This is a genomic window from Actinomadura sp. 1N219 (genome assembly GCF_044326405.1).
In the GTDB taxonomy this organism is placed as follows: Bacteria; Actinomycetota; Actinomycetes; order Streptosporangiales; family Streptosporangiaceae; genus Spirillospora.
Window position 1 is genome coordinate 18,706 of record NZ_JBIRAY010000008.1, and the last position, 17,052, is coordinate 35,757.

Genomic DNA, 17,052 nt, shown 5'->3' on the forward strand with positions numbered 1-17,052 from the left:
TGTGGTCTGCTGGGTGTTGGCGCTCGGCGGGGTGGTGGCGTTGGGGCGGGGTGTACGGGTCATGTTTCGTGGTGGGCGGGGGCGGCTTCGGTGAGGTGGTCGCGGGCGGCTTGGTGTTCATGGTTTGTCGGTGTGGGGCTTCGGGGAAAGGTTGACGTGGCCGCACTGTTGCGGTTCTGTCGCCTCCGGGAGATGAAACGACGTCGATGTATGCGCATGCGGCTTTATTCCCCTTCCTTCCTGTGACCCCCCTAACGTCCGAGTCGAGTGGACCGTCCATGGGATGATCGATTAACTGTGTCCGGGAGGGGCAGATGACGGAGCTTGCGATCAAGGGTGGCCACGAGCGGGCGGTGGAGGCGCTCAGGAGGTCCTACGAGGCGATCCCGGCCGGGACGCCGGTGCGGCTGGCGAAGCGGACCTCCAACCTGTTCCGCTGGCGCGACCCCTCGGACGCGCCCGGCCTGGACGTGTCCGGCTTCGACAAGGTGCTGAGCGTCGACCCGGACGAGCGGACCGCCCAGGTCCAGGGCATGACCACGTACGAGGACCTCGTCGACGCCACGCTCCCGCACGGGCTGATGCCGACGGTCGTCCCGCAGCTGAAGACCATCACGCTGGGCGGCGCGGTGACCGGGCTCGGCATCGAGTCGACGTCGTTCCGCGACGGGCTCCCGCACGAGGCCGTCCTGGAGATGGAGGTCCTCACCGGCGACGGGCAGATCGTCACCGCGACCAAGGACAACGAGCACGCCGACCTGTTCTACGGCTTCCCCAACTCCTACGGGACGCTCGGCTACTCGCTGCGGCTGAAGATCGAGCTCAGGCCCGTCAGCCCGTACGTCCGGTTGAGGCACCTCCGGTTCGGCGACGCGGCGGAGCTGTCCCGCGTGATGGGCGAGATCACCGAGTCGGGAACGTTCGAGGGCGAATCCGTCGACTTCCTGGACGGAACGGTCTTCGGACCCGGAGAGCAGTACATAACGCTCGGATTCTTCGCCGACTCGGCGCCGTACACATCCGACTACACAGGTCAGAGGATCTATTACAAGTCGATCCGGGAACGGTCGGTCGACTTCCTGACGATCCGCGACTACCTGTGGCGCTGGGACACCGACTGGTTCTGGTGCTCGGGCGCGTTCGGCGTCCAGAATCCGGCCGTCCGGCGGCTGTGGCCCGACAAGTACAAGCGCTCCGACGTGTACCGCAAGCTCGTCGCGTACGACCGGCGGTACCACTTCGTCGCGCGGGTGGAGCGGTGGCGCGGGCTGCGGCCGCGTGAGGACGTCATCCAGGACATCGAGGTTCCGGTCGAGCGCCTGCCGGAGTTCCTGGAGTTCTTCCACGACAAGGTCGGCATGAGCCCGATCTGGTTGTGTCCGCTGCGGGCGAAGGAGCGGTGGCCGCTGTATCCGCTGGACGAGGGACGGCCATACGTGAACGTCGGCTTCTGGGGGACGGTCCGGCTCCCCCCAGGGCAGATCCCCGAATACCACAATCGGCTCATCGAGCGGAGGGTCGCGGCCCTTGACGGGCACAAGTCCCTCTACTCGACTGCTTTTTACAGCAGGGACGAGTTCTGGCGGTACTACGACGGGGAGACCTACCGGCGGCTCAAGGGGACGTACGACCCCGGCGAGCGGCTGCTGGACCTCTACGACAAGTGCGTACGCGGGCGCTGACCAGGCGTCCGCATCGGGGGAGTGCCCCGGCGGGGACGGCGGCGTTCGCCGCCCTGACCGGGGCGAAGAGACAGGAGGGATCACAATGACGCTGGCCAGGGTCTTCGAGCAGCTCGCCGGGGCTGAGGCGCCAGTGGAGTTCACGGCGTACGACGGTTCGCGGGCGGGGGTGCCCGGCGCGGACATCCGGGTCGACGTCCGCTCGCCGTTCGCCGTGTCGTACCTGCTGCACTCGCCGGGGGCGCTGGGACTGGCCCGCGCCTACGTCACCGGGATGCTCGACATCCACGGCGACATGATCACGGCGCTGACGACCATGCAGCAGGTGCTCGGCGACGTGACGGCGCGCGACAAGGCGCGGATCTTCGGCGCGGTCCTGGGCGACCCGCTGCTGCGCGGCGCGATCACGCGCCGGCTGGACCCGCCGCCGCAGGAGGCGCCGTTCAGCCGCATCCCGTCGTGGCTGCGGCACTCCAAGAGGCGTGACGCCAAGGCCATCTCGCACCACTACGACGTGTCCAACACGTTCTACGAATGGGTGCTCGGCCCGTCCATGGCCTACACGTGCGCGTGCTTCCCCCGAGAGGACGCGACGCTGGAAGAGGCGCAGTTCAACAAGCACGACCTGGTGGCGAGGAAGCTCGCGCTGAAGCCAGGAATGCGGTTGCTGGATGTGGGTTGCGGCTGGGGCGGCATGGTGATGCACGCCGCGAAGGAGTACGGAGTCAAGGCGCTTGGCGTAACGCTGTCGAAGCAGCAGGCCGAGTGGGCGCAGAAGGCCATCGCTGACCGCGGGCTGTCCGACCTTGCCGAGGTCCGCCATCTGGACTACCGGGACGTGACCGAGACCGGTTTCGACGCGATCAGCTCCATCGGCCTCACCGAGCACATCGGGAAGAAGAACCTGCCGTCCTATTTCTCGTTCCTGTACGGGAAGCTGCGGAAGGGCGGGCGGATGCTGAACCACACCATCACCCGTCCGGACAACCTGGCGCCGCCCCGCAAGGAGAACGGGTTCATCAACCGGTACGTGTTCCCGGACGGCGAACTCGAAGGCCCCGGCTACATCCAGATGCAGATGAACGACGCCGGGTTCGAGATCCGCCACCAGGAGAACCTGCGCGAGCACTACGCCCGCACGCTGACCGGCTGGTGCGAGAACCTCGACGACCACTGGGACGAGGCCGTAGCCGAGGTCGGCGAGGGCACCGCCCGCGTGTGGCGTGTGTACATGGCGGGCTGCGTGCTCGGGTTCAACCAGAACTGGATCCAGCTGCACCAGACGCTCGGTGTGAAGCTGGGAGACCACGGCGTCAGCCACATGCCGCTCCGCCCCGACTGGGGTTCGTGACGCCGCACCTCGAACCCGGGCCCGCCCGTCCGCCCACGCACCGGACGGAACGGCCCTCCCGGCGTCCGCCCCCGGATGATCTCCGGCACCCGACGCCGCGATGACCTCTGGGCGTCCAACCTCGGGATGACCTCCGGGCGTCCATCCCCGGGATGACCTCTGGGCGTCCAACCCCGGGTCAACATTCGTCCTGCCCGGATATCGACGCAGGTGGACGGGGGTACGGAGGCTACGCGGCGATCGGGACGGTCGAGTTCGGGGGGACGCGTGGCCATGCACATCCGGTCCCCGGTGAGGCCGATGCTGGCCGCGGCCGTCGACCACATCCCGCTGCCGCAGTCGTGCCCGGGCGGCTGCCGGTACGAGCCGAAGTTCGACGGCTTCCGGGCGATCGCGATGGTGGGCGAGGACGGCGCCGTCCGCCTGTCGTCCCGCCGCCGGACCCGCCTCGACGACGCCTTCCCCGAGATCGTGACGGCCGTCCGCGAGCGCCTGGCGCCCGGCACGGTCGTCGACGGGGAGATCGTCCGCTGGGGGACGGGCGGACGCCTCGACTTCGGCGCGCTGCAGCGCCGCCACGTCGCCGGACGCCGCCGCGCCGAACTCGCCCAGACGGAACCCTGCCACTACGTCGTGTTCGACGTCCTCGAATCGGACGGCGAGGACCTGCGGCCCCGCCCGCTGCGCGCCCGCCGCGCCGTCCTTGAGGCCCTCCTCGGCGACGCCGACGCGGCATCCGCGCGGGTGGTCGCCGTGCCGCAGACGTCCGACGCGGAGGAGGCACGCGTGTGGTTCGACGCCCTCGCCGCGCAGGGCGTAGAGGGTCTCGTCGTCAAGGACGCCGACGGCCCCTACCTGGAAGGACGCCGCCGCTGGCGGAAGGTGAAGCGCCGCGTCACCACCGAGGCGATCGTCGGCGGCGTGACCGGCACCCGGCAGGCGCCCGAGTCGCTGATCCTCGGCCGCCACGACGCCGACGGCCGTCTCCGCGTCGTCGCGCGGACCACGCCGCTCCCGCCCGAGGCCCGCGCGTCGCTAGGCGACGTCCTCCGGCACGCCGGCCCCGACCACCCATGGCCCGCGGAACTGCCCGCCGGATTCGCAGGCGGCCCATACGGGACGCATCCGCCGATCCGCTACGTCCGAACAGAACCGGAGACGGTCGTGGAAATCAGCGCGGACACCGCCGTCGAGCAGGGACGCTGGCGCCACCCAGTCAGATTCGTCCGCCTCCGCCCAGACCTGAACACGACCCAGGTCCCACCCTTCGCCACCTGAACCCCCCGAGTCCCACCCACCACCACTCACGCGCCGCACGCGCACCCGTCCCCATGGCCACAACTCACGCGCCCACAGCTCACGCGTCCGCCACTCACGCGTCCGCCACTCACGCGTCCGCCACTCACGCGTCCGCCACCTACGCGTCCGTCACCTACGCGCGCCCGCCACCCACGCCCCTCACCCACGCCCCTCACCCACGCGCCCGCCCCCGGTCTGGCCACGTCGCGCGCCCGCGCACGCAGCACGCGCGCCCCCACCCCGCCCACCCACGCCCGCCGCCCACGCGCCCCCTTCCGCACGGGCGTTCGCCCACCCGCTGCGCACGCGCCCGCCTCCGGGTCTGGCCACTTCGCGCTGGCGCATGCGCGCAGCACGCGCGCACCCCGCCCACTCCTCCCCCGCCCACTTCCGCACGGGCGTCCGACCACACGCTGCGCACGCACCCGCCCACGGCCCGCGCCGCGTCTGCTGACGTTCGCGTCTCCCACGCCGCGGATCCGCACGCGCTGACCACGCGCTCGCCCACACACCCGCATCTGCCTACATGCCCGCGTCCGCCCACACGTCGCGCGGGCGTCGGCCCACGTGCCGGCACCGCCAAACGCCCGCAGACGCGCCACCCCCACGCCCGTGGACACGCCCGCCAATGTGACCGCGCACGCAACGTGCAGGTGCACGCCGCGTGCCTACGAGCCGCGTCCGCTAAGTCACCCAGGCGAGGATGCGGTCGTTCACGTCGGCGGGACGGTCGAGCTGCAGGAAATGCCCGGCGCCCGGCACCAAACCGGCGTTGGAGCCAGGCGGGAGGGCCGTTAGGACGGCACCAAGATCGCCGCCCGGCGCGACCACGTCCACGCCAACGCAGCCGTCCTCGGAACCGTGCAGGTAGAGGACGGGCACGTCGCCAGGCTCGGAGACGGCCTGCTGTTCGGCGACGTAGCGGTCGGAATGCCGCGACGTGTCGAACATGGCCCTGTAATAGCCGAGCACAGCAGCGACGTTCTCGGGCGTGGCCAGGCACTCCATGACGCGGTCGACGTTATCCACATGGTCGCATTTCCCGGACGGGGACCAGTCGCGCCAGAGACCCTCGATGAAGGCCCGGCCCAAGACCGCCTCAGCGAGAGGAGTCTGGAACACGAACATGTAGAACGAGCGCTTGAGCTGCTCGTATTCGAAGAACCCGCCGGTCATCTCGGGAAGCGGCGGGACGGACAGAGTGACGGCCTTGCGCCACCGTCCAGGGGCGATGCTCGCGGCGCCGTAGGCGGCGAAGGCGCCCCAGTCGTGCCCGATGACGACGGCGTCGGGGCCGCCGCCGAGGGCGTCGTGCAAGGCGACGGCGTCCGCGACGAGGGCACCGGTCTGGTACACGCCGTCCTCCGGGACGGACGTCGGCGCATAGCCGCGCATGAACGGCGCCACGGCGCGGTATCCGACGCCGGCCAGTTCCGGCATGAGGTGTCGCCAGGTGTGCGCCGAGTCGGGAAACCCGTGCAGGAGCAGCACCAGCGGCCCATCCGCCGGACCTGCCGTGAGGTACCCGAAGTCCAGCCCGTTCGCCGTGACAGCCCCGGCCGTGACATCGCCCATGTCGCCTCCTCAAATCGCCGCGAATGCTACCCGCCCACGCGGAGGTCACGACGCAAGAACCTCCCAACAACGCCACGGCCCGCCCTCACGACGCCATCCCCGTCCTACGAAGCCACGGCCGTCCCACGACGGCGCCAGCCGATCCGCAGGACGGCACGGCCGCTCTCACACCGCTGCGGGCAGTCCGCACGACGCATGGGCCGTTCTCGCGACGGCGGCGGGACGTCCGCGCGACGCCGTGGGCCGTTCCGGCGGACGGCGCGGGCCTGTCTTCGTGGTGGCGCGGTCGTGGGTCTGGTGGCCTAGGGGCGCGGGTGGTGTGAGGCGGGTCACCCGGGGCGATCAAGGTGCACATGTCGCTTTACGTTTGAGAGGCTGCCTGTAAACAGAATCAAGGGTCGGAAGCGACGAGGTGGTGGGCAGGTGCTCAGGGTCAATGACATCGACCTGACCGACTGGGAGTTCTGGCGGCGTCCGCACGACTACCGGCATGAGGCGTTCAAGGCCCTGCGCTGGCATCCCCAACTGGTGCGCTTCGAGGAACCCGACATCGTCATCGTGCCGCCGGGTCCCGGGTACTACGCCCTGACCCGGCACGCCGACGTCGTCGAGGCGTCTCGCCGGCCGGAGGACTTCTGCTCCGGCAAGGGCGCCACCAGCATCTGGGACATGCCCGGCGACCTGCATGAATACTTCGGCTCGATGATCAGCATGGACGATCCCCGGCACGCCAAGATCAGGCGGATCGTGTCCCGGGCGTTCTCCCCGCGCATGATCCAGCGGTTCGAGGACCAGGTCGAGGCCGTCGCCGCGGAGATCGTGGAGAACGTGAGGGCGGGCGGAGGCTCCGGCGACTTCGTCGCGGACATCGCCGCCCGGCTGCCGCTGAAGATCATCTGCGACATGATGGGCATCGCCGAGGACCACTACCGGACCGTGTTCGACGCCACCAACGTCATCCTCGCGGGGAACGACGCCGAGTACCTCCCGTCCGACGACCCCGAGCAGGTCGCGATGGCGCTGCTCGGCGCGGGCGAGACCCTCAAGGGCCTGGTCGAGGACCTCGGACGGCAGCGCCGCAAGGACCCGACCGACGACCTGACATCGGCGCTCGTCAACGCCAACATCGACGGCGAGTCGCTGACCGACCAGGAGCTCGGCTCGTTCTTCATCCTGCTGGTCGTCGCCGGCAACGAGACCACCCGCAACGCCATCGCGCACGGCCTCGACCTGTTCACCCACGACCCCGGCCAGCGAGCCCTGCTCACCGAGGACTTCGACGCCCGCATCCCCGGCGCCGTCGAAGAGATCGTCCGGTACGTGTCGCCCGTCATCTGGATGCGCCGCACCGCCACCCGCGACACCACGCTCAACGAGCACGAGATCAAGGAGGGCGACAAGCTGCTCCTGTACTACTGGTCGGCCAACCGCGACGAGTCCGTGTTCACCGAGCCCGAGAAGTTCGACATCCTGCGCGACCCGAACCCGCATGTCGGGTTCGGCGGGCCCGGGCCGCACTTCTGCCTGGGCGCGCACCTGGCCAGGCGTGAGATCACGGTGCTGTTCCGCGAGCTGCTGCACCGGACGCCCGGCATCCGCGCGTCCGGCGAGCCCGAACGCCTGGAGTCGAGCTTCATCAACGGCATCAAACGACTGCCCTACACGTTCTGACAGCCGGTGACCACCTGGCCGGGCCGGGCGGTGGGGCCGCCTGGCCAAAAGGCGGGTCAGCGTAGTTCGCGTTTGAGGATTTTGCCGGTGGCGGTCATCGGGAGTTCGTCGCGGAACTCGACCATCCGCGGGTACTTGTAGGCGGCGAACTGCTCCTTGCCCCATTCGACCAGCTCGTCCTCGGTGACGGCGGCGTCCGGTGTCCGGATCACGTACGCCTTGATCTCCTCGCCGTGCGACGGGTGCTCGACGCCCACGACCGCGGCCAGCGACACGTCCGGGTGCGTCATCAGGACCTCTTCGAGCTCCCGCGGGTACACGTTGTAGCCGCCCCGGATGATCATGTCCTTGGAGCGGTCGATGATGTAGTAGTAGCCCTCGTCGTCGCGGCGGGCGACGTCCCCGGTGCGGAACCAGCCGTCCTTGATCGCGGCGGCGGTCGCGTCCGGACGGCCGTAGTAGCCCTTCATGATGTTGTGCCCGCGGATGGCGATCTCCCCGGGGCCCTCGCCCTCGACCCGCTTCCACTCGTCGTCGATCAGCGTCATCTCGACGCCCCACACGGGCAGGCCGATCGAACCGGGCTTGGTCGGACGGTCCGGACGGTTGAACGACGCCACCGGCGACGTCTCCGACAGGCCGTACCCCTCCAGGATGTCCACGTCGAACTTCTTCTTGATCCCCTTGAGGACCTCCATGGGCAGCGCCGAGCCGCCCGACACCGCGACCCGCAGGTTCTCCCGGATCGTCGCGATGTCCTCGTCGGACGTGTCGTGGGTCAGCAGCCCCCAGTACATCGTCGGGACGCCCGCGAAGATGTTCACCTTCTCCTTGACCATCAGCGCGACGGCCTGCTCGGCGTCGAACCTCGCCTGCATGACGAGCGTCGCGCGACGGTAGATCCCGACGTTCATCACGCACGTCTGCCCGAAGATGTGGAACAGCGGCAGCGTCACCAGCGACGTGTCGTGCAGCGTCCGGTAGAACAGGGTGTCGTCCACCATCGCGTTCATCAGCAGGTTGTTGTGCGTGAGCTCGGCGCCCTTCGGCTGGCCGGTGGTCCCGCTGGTGTAGATGATGACGGCGGTGTCGCTCGGCTCCGTCTGCTCGGTCTCGAACGTGTTCGGCTGCCCGCCGAGCGCCGCCCAGAACAGGTCCGCCCCCTCGATGGGGGATTCGGCCGCCGCCGGGTCGGCCGGCAGCAGGAAGAGGTGCTCGCAGTTCTCGGCCTGCTCGAACCCGGCGTGTCCCATCTGGCCGAGCGGCAGTTCCGGCGTCCCCTCGAAGCAGAACAGCGCCTTCGCGTCGGAGTCGGCCAGGTGGTAGGCGATCTCCCGCGGCTTGAGCAGGACGTTCAGCGGGACGACCACCGCGCCGGCCTTGAGCGCCCCGAAGTACACCATCGGGAAGTACGGGAGGTTCGGGCAGGACAGCGCCACCTTGTCGCCCGGCCGGACGCCGCGCGACCGCAGCAGGTTCGCGACCTGGTTCGCGACCGAGTCGATGAACGAGTAGGAGAGCCGGATGTCGCCGAACACGACCGCGTCGCGGTCGGGCGTCTCCCTGGCGGCGTCCTCCAGCAGCACGGACAGGTTGAGCATGGCACTCCTCGCGCGGAATGGTGACCGGCCGGTTAGTTACCGGCGAGTGTACGAAACCGTTCCGCACATCCTGCTGCATCGACATCCGCCCGCGCCATCCCCTGGGCTGGGGAAATGCGGGAAACGGGAAACGGGAAACGCCCGGGAAAGAGGAGACCTGGGGAAAGGGTGGGTCGGGGAAGGGGAGCCTTGGGAAGGCGGAGTGCCGGGAAGGCGCATGACCCGGGAGGAACAAAGGCCCGGAAAGAAGGAGGGACCGGGCGGGAGCGCGGTCCCGCCCGGTCCCTCAGGTGCGGGCGACGGAGAGCGACGCGGCCCGCGGGGGATGGTCTGTTAGCCGAAATCGACGTCCGAGCACTGGTAGAAGGCGTTGCCGGTGTCGGAGATGTCCCAGACGGCGAGTATCAGGTGCCTGCCCTGCTTGGCGGGCAGCACGGCCTCGTGGGAGACGGTGCTCGGCGGTTGCCGTCCGCCGCCGCTGACGTTCACCAGCGGCTCGGGGTCCAGGGCGGCGCGGGTGAGCGGCTGCGCGGGGTCCCAGCCGTCCTTGGTGATGTAGTAGTGCCACGAGGCGGTGGCGTGGGGGACGCTGTGGCGCCAGGTGAAGGTGAACGACTGGCCGCTCGTCAGCTTGGTCGCGGGCCACTGGCCGCCGCGCGGTTCGTCCAGCTCGCTGAAGCGGCCGACACCTCCCGCGCAGATCGTGCCGTCGCGGGGGCCGCGCGCGGGGAACCCTTTGGGGCCCTCGACGCTCATCGGTTCCCACTGGATCTGGCCGCAGTTCTTCGCCTTGCCCTGCTGGCAGAACAGCGCGCGGCTGACGGGGGAGGTGGTGTAGCCGTGGGAGAGCGCGGGAGCGGCGGTCACCACGGTGATTCCGGCGGACGCGACGGCCGCGAGGGCGAGCGTCCGTTTCCGGGGTGGACGGAGCTTGGCGGGCATACTCGGTCTCCTGGCGGGGGTGGAGGCGACCTTGGTCGGACGGAGTCGGCAGCCGCGGGGCGGGCGGGGTCGGGCGGACGGGTGGACGGGTGCTACGGTGGGAGTCGGAAGGGATTCTTATAGGAAACCTTCCTATTAGATTGAGGATGAGGGATGGACGCCCGCCGCGTCAACCCCCGATTCCAGGCCCGGATCGCGTCCTCGGGATCCGCTGCGGAGTCCCCACCACATTCCCCGCCCCGGCACCGTTACGATGTGCGGCTTCACCGAGAAAGGCGCGCGATCGTGATCATCTTCGGCTGGCGGGTGGTCTTCTTCACCCTGACCAGGGGAATCTTCCACTGCCCCGACTGCGGCGGCGACCGCGACTACCGGCGCCGGCAGGGCCGCAACTTCTTCACCCTGTTCTTCATCCCCGTCATCCCGCTGACGAAGACGGGCGGCGAGTTCATCGAATGCGACACGTGCCACGGGCGCTGGAACCCCGGCGTCCTCGACGTGCCGACCACCGCGCAGCTCGCGCAGATGCCGGCGATGCTCCTGCGCATGGCCATCGCCCAGGTCCTGCGCTCCGGCGACTACACCAACGCGGCCGCCCGCTCGCGCGCCGTCGCCGTCGTCCGGCAGGCCGGCGAGCCCGCCTACGAGGACACCGCCCTGAGCGCCGACCTCGGCCGCCCGTTCGAGGAGGTCCGCGTCGAGATGGGCCACGCCGCCTCGGCCCTCGCGCCCGAGGCGCGCGAGAGCATCCTGCGCGCCGCGGCAGAGATCGCCCTCGTGGACGGCCCGCTCAGCGTCTCCGAGGAGGAGACCCTGTCCGCCGTCGGCGCCGACCTCCAGCTCACCCGCGTCCAGGTGACCGGCGTCATCTCGCTGGCCCGCCAGGAGTCCGGCCACTGAGCGACCGCGGCCGCCGCGGTCATTTCCTCAGCCTCGGCCCGTGCGCGCAGCCGCTGCGCGCAAGCCGCTCCGCGTGAGCCGCTCCGCGTGAGCCGCTCCGCGTGAGCCGCTCCGCGTGAGCCGCTCCGCGTGAGCCGCTCCGCGTGTGCTTTAAGGCCCGCGGGAGGGCTTGCGGTTGCGCTACCCTTTGATGTATGTCGGCACGGCTGCTCCTCGAACGACCACGTTGACGGACTGACGTCAACGTGGTGGCCCCTCCTGCGCGAGGGGTCGTTTCATGTCAGCGGACGGCCACGACCATTTGCAGCCAGCGAACGAGCAAGAAACCGGAGTCTGGAAGCGTGAGCAGCGACGAGCACTACGACCCCCGGGCGGTTCAGGACAAGTGGCAGGCCCGCTGGGCAGAGCTCGAACCGTTCGCGGCCGATGAGAAGGACGAGGGCCGGGAGCGGCGCTACGCGCTGGACATGTTCCCCTACCCCAGCGGCGACCTGCACATGGGCCACGCGGAGGCGTTCGCCATCGGGGACGTCCCCGCGCGGTACTGGTTCCAGCGCGGCTTCAACGTCCTGCACCCCATCGGCTGGGACTCCTTCGGCCTGCCCGCGGAGAACGCCGCCATCAAGCGCGACTCGCACCCCGCCGAGTGGACGTACGCCAACATCGACACGCAGGCGTCCTCGTTCCACCGCTACGCGCCGTCGTTCGACTGGACGCGGCGGCTGCACACGTCCGACCCCGAGTACTACAAGTGGACGCAGTGGCTGTTCCTGCGCTTCTACGACCGCGGCCTGGCCTACCGCAAGGGCGGCCACGTCAACTGGTGCCCGAAGGACCAGACCGTCCTGGCCAACGAGCAGGTCGTCGGCGGGCACTGCGAGCGCTGCGGGACGCTGGTCGAGAAGCGCGTCCTGACCCAGTGGTACTTCAAGATCACCGAGTACGCGGACCGGCTGCTGGACGACATGGAGCAGCTGGAGGGCAAGTGGCCCGAGCGCGTCCTGCTGATGCAGCGCAACTGGATCGGCCGCTCCACCGGCGCCGACGTCGACTTCGCCATCGAGGGACGGGACGAGCCCGTCGCCGTCTACACCACCCGGCCCGACACCCTGTTCGGCGCGACGTTCATGGTCGTCGCCGCCGACGCCGCGCTGGCCGACGAGATCTGCGCGCCCGACCAGCGGGCCGCGTTCGAGGCGTACCGCGACGAGGTCTCCCGGGAGAGCGAGATCGAGCGGCTGTCCGCCGAACGGGAGAAGACCGGCGTGTTCCTGGGCCGCTACGCGGTCAACCCGGTCAACGGCGAGCGCCTGCCGATCTGGGCGTCCGACTACGTCCTGGCCGAATACGGCCACGGCGCGATCATGGCCGTCCCGGCGCACGACCAGCGCGACCTGGACTTCGCGCTGAAGTTCGGCCTGCCCGTGCGCGTCGTCGTCCAGACCGGCCTGCCCGACCCGGCCGAGACCGGCGCCGCCACGCCCGGCGACGGCGAGATCGTCAACTCCGGGCCGATCGACGGGCTGACGAAGGCCGACGCCATCGCCCGCATCATCGAGATCCTGGCGGAGCGCGGCACCGGCCGCGCGGCGGTGAACTTCCGGCTGCGCGACTGGCTGGTGTCCCGGCAGCGGTTCTGGGGCTGCCCGATCCCGATCGTCCACTGCGAGTCGTGCGGCGAGGTCCCCGTCCCGGACGACCAGCTGCCGGTGACGCTGCCCGAGGGCCTGCGCGGCGCCGACCTGGCCCCCAGGGGCACGTCGCCGCTGGCCGCCGCGTCCGACTGGGTGAACGTCGAATGCCCCAAGTGCGGCGGCCCGGCCAAGCGCGACACCGACACGATGGACACGTTCGTCGACTCGTCCTGGTACTACTACCGCTACTGCTCGCCCGGCTACGAGGGCGGCCCGTTCGACATCGACCAGGTCCGCCGCTGGATGCCGGTCGACCAGTACACGGGCGGCGTCGAGCACGCCATCCTGCACCTGCTGTACAGCCGGTTCTTCACCAAGGTGCTGCACGACATGGGCATGGTCGAGTTCACCGAGCCGTTCCGGCGGCTGCTGAACCAGGGCCAGGTGATCAACCAGGGCAAGGCGATGTCGAAGACGCTGGGCAACGGCGTCGACCTGGGCGAGCAGATCGCCGAGTTCGGGGTGGACGTCGTCCGGCTGGCGGTCCTGTTCTCCGGGCCGCCGGAGGACGACATCGACTGGGCGGACGTGTCACCGCGCGGCATGTCGAAGTTCCTGGCCCGCGTGCACCGCATCGCCGCCGAGGTCGCGTCCGCCCCGGGCGCGGACCCGGCGTCCGGCGACCCGGCCCTGCGCCGCGCCACCGCCCGGACGGTCCACGAGGCCACCGCCCTGATCGAGACGCAGCGGTTCAACGTGGCCATCGCGCGGGTCATGGAGCTGGTCACCGCGACCCGCAAGGCCATCGACTCCGGCCCCGGCGCCGCCGACCCCGCCGTCCGCGAGGCCGCCGAGGCCATGACGGTCGTGCTGTCGCTGTTCGCGCCCTACACCGCCGACGAGGCGTGGGAGCTGCTGGGACGGACCGCGCCGGTCATCAGCGCCGGCTGGCCGTCCGCCGATCCGGCCCTGCTGGTGGAGGAGTCGGTGACGTGCGTCGTCCAGGTCGCCGGCAAGGTCCGCGACCGGCTGGAGGTGGCGCCGGGAATCGCCGAGGCCGACCTGGAGCGCCTGGCGCTGGCGTCCCCGAAGATCCAGGATGCCCTGTCCGGCGCCGACATCGCCAAGATCATCGTCCGCGCCCCCAAGATCGTCAACATCGTCCCCAAGCGCTGACACCCTCGCCCGTCAGTCCCGCCGTCCGTCAGTCCCGCCGCCCCGGTCCGGTCGTCCGTCAGGCGGTCGTCTATCAGGCCCGTTGCCTGTCAGGCCCGCCGCCCCGGCCCGTCGCCCGGGCACGTCGTCCGTCAGGCCTGCCGTCCGGGCCCGTCGTCCGGGCCCGTCGTCCGTCAAGCCCGTCGTCTGTCAGGCCGGTCGTTTGTCAGGCCCGTCGTCCCGGGTCTGGCGTCCGTCAGGCCCGTCGTTTGTCAGGCCGGTCGTTTGTCAGGCCTGCCGCTCCGGGGCTGGCGGCCGCGAACCCTCTCGACCCGTGCAGAGCGCAGGGCGGCGTTTCAGTAGTGGCACGGCAGGCTTCTGCGACGGTCTGACGGATGTCCGGTTTGGCGGCGCCGCTGGGGGGCGCCTGATTAGCTGAGGGCCGCCTGATTAGCGGAGACGCTCGTCGTCCGGGGCGTTGATCCCTGCGGTCTGCCGACCGGGGTGCCGTTCAGCGGTGAGTGCGCCGGGGTCGTTCGCGGCGACCCGCTGGTGTCCGGTCTGACGGCCCGCCAGAGGCGGGGACGGGGACGGGGACGGGGACGTGCGGAAGCGGCCGTCGTCCGGGCCATGATGTGGCGGAGCGCGTGTCTCGTGCGGGGCGGGCGCGCGGCCCCGGGGTTGCGGGGCCGCGCGGGTGTCACATCTTGCGGAGGACCGCTACGACGCGTCCTAGCACCGTCGCCTCGTCGCCGGGGATCGGCTCGTACGCGGGGTTCTGCGGCTGCAGCCAGATATGGCCGTCCTCCCGGCGCTTGAACGTCTTCACCGTCGCCTCGCCGTCGATCATGGCGGCCACGATGTCGCCCTGCTCGGCCACCGGCTGCTGCCGGACGACGACCCAGTCACCGTCCGCGATCGCGGCGTCGATCATCGAGTCGCCGGTGACCTTCAGCAGGAAGTGGGTGCCCTCGCCGACGAGCTGCTTCGGCAGCGTGAACACGTCCTCGACGGCCTCCTCGGCGAGGATCGGCCCACCTGCGGCGATCCGTCCGACCAGCGGCACGTACGCGGGCGCGGGCTGCGACGACGCGGGCTGCCCTCCGGCGGCCTCGTAGGCCTCCTCGTCAGTCCGCACCGGCGTGGCGCCCGGCACTCGCACCTCGACCGCGCGGGGACGATTGGGGTCGCGGCGCAGGAAACCCTTGCGCTGCAGCGCCCGGAGCTGGTGCGACACGCTGGAGGTGCTGGTCAGCCCGACGGCTTCGCCGATCTCGCGCATCGAGGGCGGGTACCCACGGCGCTGGACCGAGTCGCGGATCACCTCCAGCACCATGCGCTGCCGTTGCGTCAGCCCCGTCTCGTCCATGGGGCCGTCTGGCAGCTCCCGGACCTTGCTCATCGCTCGTCGCCTCCCGGCGCCTCGATCGGTCACTCCTTGTCATGGAACCTATCGCGTCGGAGCCCAATGATCAAACAATTGTTCGAAGTGGTGCTCGCTTTTTGTCGGCGCCTCCTGGTAGAACATCGTACAGGCGTTCGATCGAAAATGTATTCGACGTCGAGGAGGGGAGAGATGTCGGGTTCACCCCAGAGTGACCGGGTCCCGATCCGCCTGACCCGCCGCGGGCGCGTGGTCCTGGTCCTGTTCGCCGCGACCGTCACGCTCATAAGCCTGTGGCTGACGGTGGGGCCCGGTGCCATGGCTGGCGGCCGCGAGGCCCATGACGACCCGTCCAAGCCCGCCAGAACCGTCGTCGTCGAACGTGGCGACACTCTCTGGAACATCGCAGCGGACACCGACCCGGGAAGTGACCCACGCGTCGTCGTCCAACGCATCATTGATCTCAACGGCCTAGGCGGCGATCCCACCGTCCAGCCAGGCCAGGAGCTCCGCCTCCCCGCCCGCTGAACCACCGCCCGCCCGAGACATGTGCCGGAGACGCCGATCGTGACGGGCACGCCTGTTCCCCGACTCGGCAGGTGACCGCCCTGGACCGTCGAACGCACCCTCTGTCCGGGCGCGCGTGGGCGCGCGAGAGCTTGGTCGCCATGGCGCGGCCGGTTTCGAGTGCCGACGACATCGAGCGGCTCGCCTCACCCGCGGAGGCCGTCCTGACGCCGGACGGGGACGCGGGGTGTCGGACGGGTCGCGGAGTGTCGGACGGGTCGCCTCGACCAACATGCCCGACTCGGCGTTGGCCGTCGTGGGATGGGCGGGGTGTGGCGGCGGTGTGCGGCGGCGGGTCTCCTGCCTTCGCCAGGTCGGCCACGGCGTCGGCGGCGAGTGATCGCGGTTCGGGTGGCGGGCCGTGTGCGAATCGGTGGCAGCGCCTATGGGCTGAGGGTGATGTGAGGGGGTGCGTGGCCGCATCGCGGTTTGGTGGCGGGGGCCAAGGAAGCGCGAGCGGTGCGGCGCCTGTGGGTCCTCATCGGGCGGACGGGCTCGTACGTCGGCGGCGGTGGGGATGTGGGGTGTGGCGGTGTCGGGAGCGGGTGATTTGGGGGGTGAGCTTGCGTTCTGTGAGCGACGGCGACTCCGGGTGACGACACGCCCGGGAGGAAATCTTGGAGGACGGAGCTGACCTGGACGTACGCGGCGGATGTGATCCACGAGGCGTGAGATCAGGTTGCGTACGCCTGCGGCGAGTCGTACCGTTGGACCACAACATCTAGTAGTCACACCGATGTACTTCACCCATATATGGAACTGTTCAGCGGTGTGAAGCGTTATCGTCAGGGGAGGGATGTAACGTGCACTGCCCGTTCTGTCGCAACCCTGACACCAAAGTGATCGACAGCCGTGCGACCGACGACGGGGGCGCAATTCGGCGCCGCCGGTCGTGCGCGGAATGCGGCAGGCGATTCACGACGCAGGAGAATGTGCTCGTGATGGTGGCCAAGCGCAGCGGCGTCACCGAGCCGTTCTCCAGGGAAAAGATCATCGCCGGTGTGCGCAGGGCCTGCCAGGGCCGTCCGGTCGACGAGGATGCGCTCGCGAAGCTGGGTCAGCGGGTCGAAGAGGAGATCAGATCCTCCGGCTCCGCGGAAATCCCCTCGCACGAGATAGGCCTCGCGATCTTGGGGCCGCTCGGCGAGCTTGATGAGGTCGCCTATCTGCGATTCGCCTCGGTCTACCGGAGCTTCGAGTCGCTGGACGACTTCGCCAAGGAGATCGAAACACTGCGGAAGGCCGGTTTCTCGGGGGAGTCCGGCCCGCCTCGGTAGGGCGGGTTCCGGAA

General features: G+C 70.0%; 12 protein-coding genes. 8 read left to right on the forward strand and 4 right to left on the reverse strand.

What is annotated here, in order from left to right:
* Positions 1 to 314 precede the first annotated feature (314 nt).
* The 3 genes from ACH35V_RS23730 to ACH35V_RS23740 all read left to right on the forward strand — a co-directional run bounded on the left by ACH35V_RS23730 (position 315) and on the right by ACH35V_RS23740 (position 4,311).
* Positions 315 to 1,682: an FAD-binding oxidoreductase gene (locus tag ACH35V_RS23730; protein WP_395975160.1), complete on the forward strand. Its 1,368-nt coding sequence runs from the start codon at positions 315 to 317 to the stop codon at positions 1,680 to 1,682.
* Between the two features lie 85 nt (positions 1,683 to 1,767).
* Complete coding sequence (locus ACH35V_RS23735) at positions 1,768 to 3,033, forward strand: class I SAM-dependent methyltransferase (protein WP_395975161.1); 1,266 nt, start codon at positions 1,768 to 1,770, stop codon at positions 3,031 to 3,033.
* Positions 3,034 to 3,306: 273 nt separating this feature from the next.
* Entirely contained in the window at positions 3,307 to 4,311 is a 1,005-nt protein-coding gene (locus tag ACH35V_RS23740) for an ATP-dependent DNA ligase (RefSeq protein WP_395975718.1), read from the forward strand.
* A 705-nt stretch (positions 4,312 to 5,016) separates the two neighbouring features.
* On the opposite strand, the gene ACH35V_RS23745 is transcribed toward ACH35V_RS23740, so the two are convergent.
* The gene (locus ACH35V_RS23745; RefSeq protein WP_395975162.1) at positions 5,017 to 5,907 is read right to left on the reverse strand and encodes an alpha/beta fold hydrolase; all 891 of its coding nucleotides are present in this window, start codon (positions 5,905 to 5,907) and stop codon (positions 5,017 to 5,019) included.
* A 423-nt stretch (positions 5,908 to 6,330) separates the two neighbouring features.
* On the opposite strand from ACH35V_RS23745, the gene ACH35V_RS23750 reads away from it, so the two are divergent.
* Positions 6,331 to 7,578 (forward strand): cytochrome P450, encoded by a 1,248-nt coding sequence (locus ACH35V_RS23750; protein WP_395975163.1) that lies wholly within the window; start codon positions 6,331 to 6,333, stop codon positions 7,576 to 7,578.
* A 56-nt stretch (positions 7,579 to 7,634) separates the two neighbouring features.
* Here ACH35V_RS23750 and ACH35V_RS23755 read toward each other — a convergent pair whose 3' ends face one another.
* Together ACH35V_RS23755 and ACH35V_RS23760 are read right to left on the reverse strand one after the other, a co-directional pair.
* The gene (locus ACH35V_RS23755; RefSeq protein WP_395975164.1) at positions 7,635 to 9,179 is read right to left on the reverse strand and encodes a long-chain fatty acid--CoA ligase; all 1,545 of its coding nucleotides are present in this window, start codon (positions 9,177 to 9,179) and stop codon (positions 7,635 to 7,637) included.
* Between the two features lie 333 nt (positions 9,180 to 9,512).
* A complete protein-coding gene (locus ACH35V_RS23760; protein WP_395975165.1) occupies positions 9,513 to 10,121 on the reverse strand; it encodes a lytic polysaccharide monooxygenase in 609 nt (202 codons plus the stop codon).
* Between the two features lie 285 nt (positions 10,122 to 10,406).
* Between ACH35V_RS23760 and ACH35V_RS23765 the strand changes: the two genes are divergently transcribed.
* Both ACH35V_RS23765 and leuS read left to right on the forward strand, forming a co-directional pair.
* A complete protein-coding gene (locus ACH35V_RS23765) occupies positions 10,407 to 11,021 on the forward strand; it encodes a hypothetical protein (RefSeq protein ID WP_395975166.1) in 615 nt (204 codons plus the stop codon).
* Between the two features lie 341 nt (positions 11,022 to 11,362).
* The gene (gene leuS / locus ACH35V_RS23770) at positions 11,363 to 13,831 is read left to right on the forward strand and encodes a leucine--tRNA ligase (protein WP_395975167.1); all 2,469 of its coding nucleotides are present in this window, start codon (positions 11,363 to 11,365) and stop codon (positions 13,829 to 13,831) included.
* A 679-nt stretch (positions 13,832 to 14,510) separates the two neighbouring features.
* Here the strand turns inward: leuS and lexA are convergent.
* On the reverse strand, positions 14,511 to 15,212 hold the full coding sequence (gene lexA, locus ACH35V_RS23775) for a transcriptional repressor LexA (RefSeq protein WP_395975168.1): 702 nt from the start codon (positions 15,210 to 15,212) through the stop codon (positions 14,511 to 14,513).
* Between the two features lie 174 nt (positions 15,213 to 15,386).
* On the opposite strand from lexA, the gene ACH35V_RS23780 reads away from it, so the two are divergent.
* Both ACH35V_RS23780 and nrdR read left to right on the forward strand, forming a co-directional pair.
* Entirely contained in the window at positions 15,387 to 15,722 is a 336-nt protein-coding gene (locus ACH35V_RS23780) for a LysM peptidoglycan-binding domain-containing protein (RefSeq protein ID WP_395975169.1), read from the forward strand.
* Between the two features lie 842 nt (positions 15,723 to 16,564).
* Positions 16,565 to 17,038, forward strand: coding sequence for a transcriptional regulator NrdR (gene nrdR / locus ACH35V_RS23785; RefSeq protein WP_395975170.1), 474 nt, complete (start codon positions 16,565 to 16,567; stop codon positions 17,036 to 17,038).
* Positions 17,039 to 17,052: the final 14 nt, after the last annotated feature.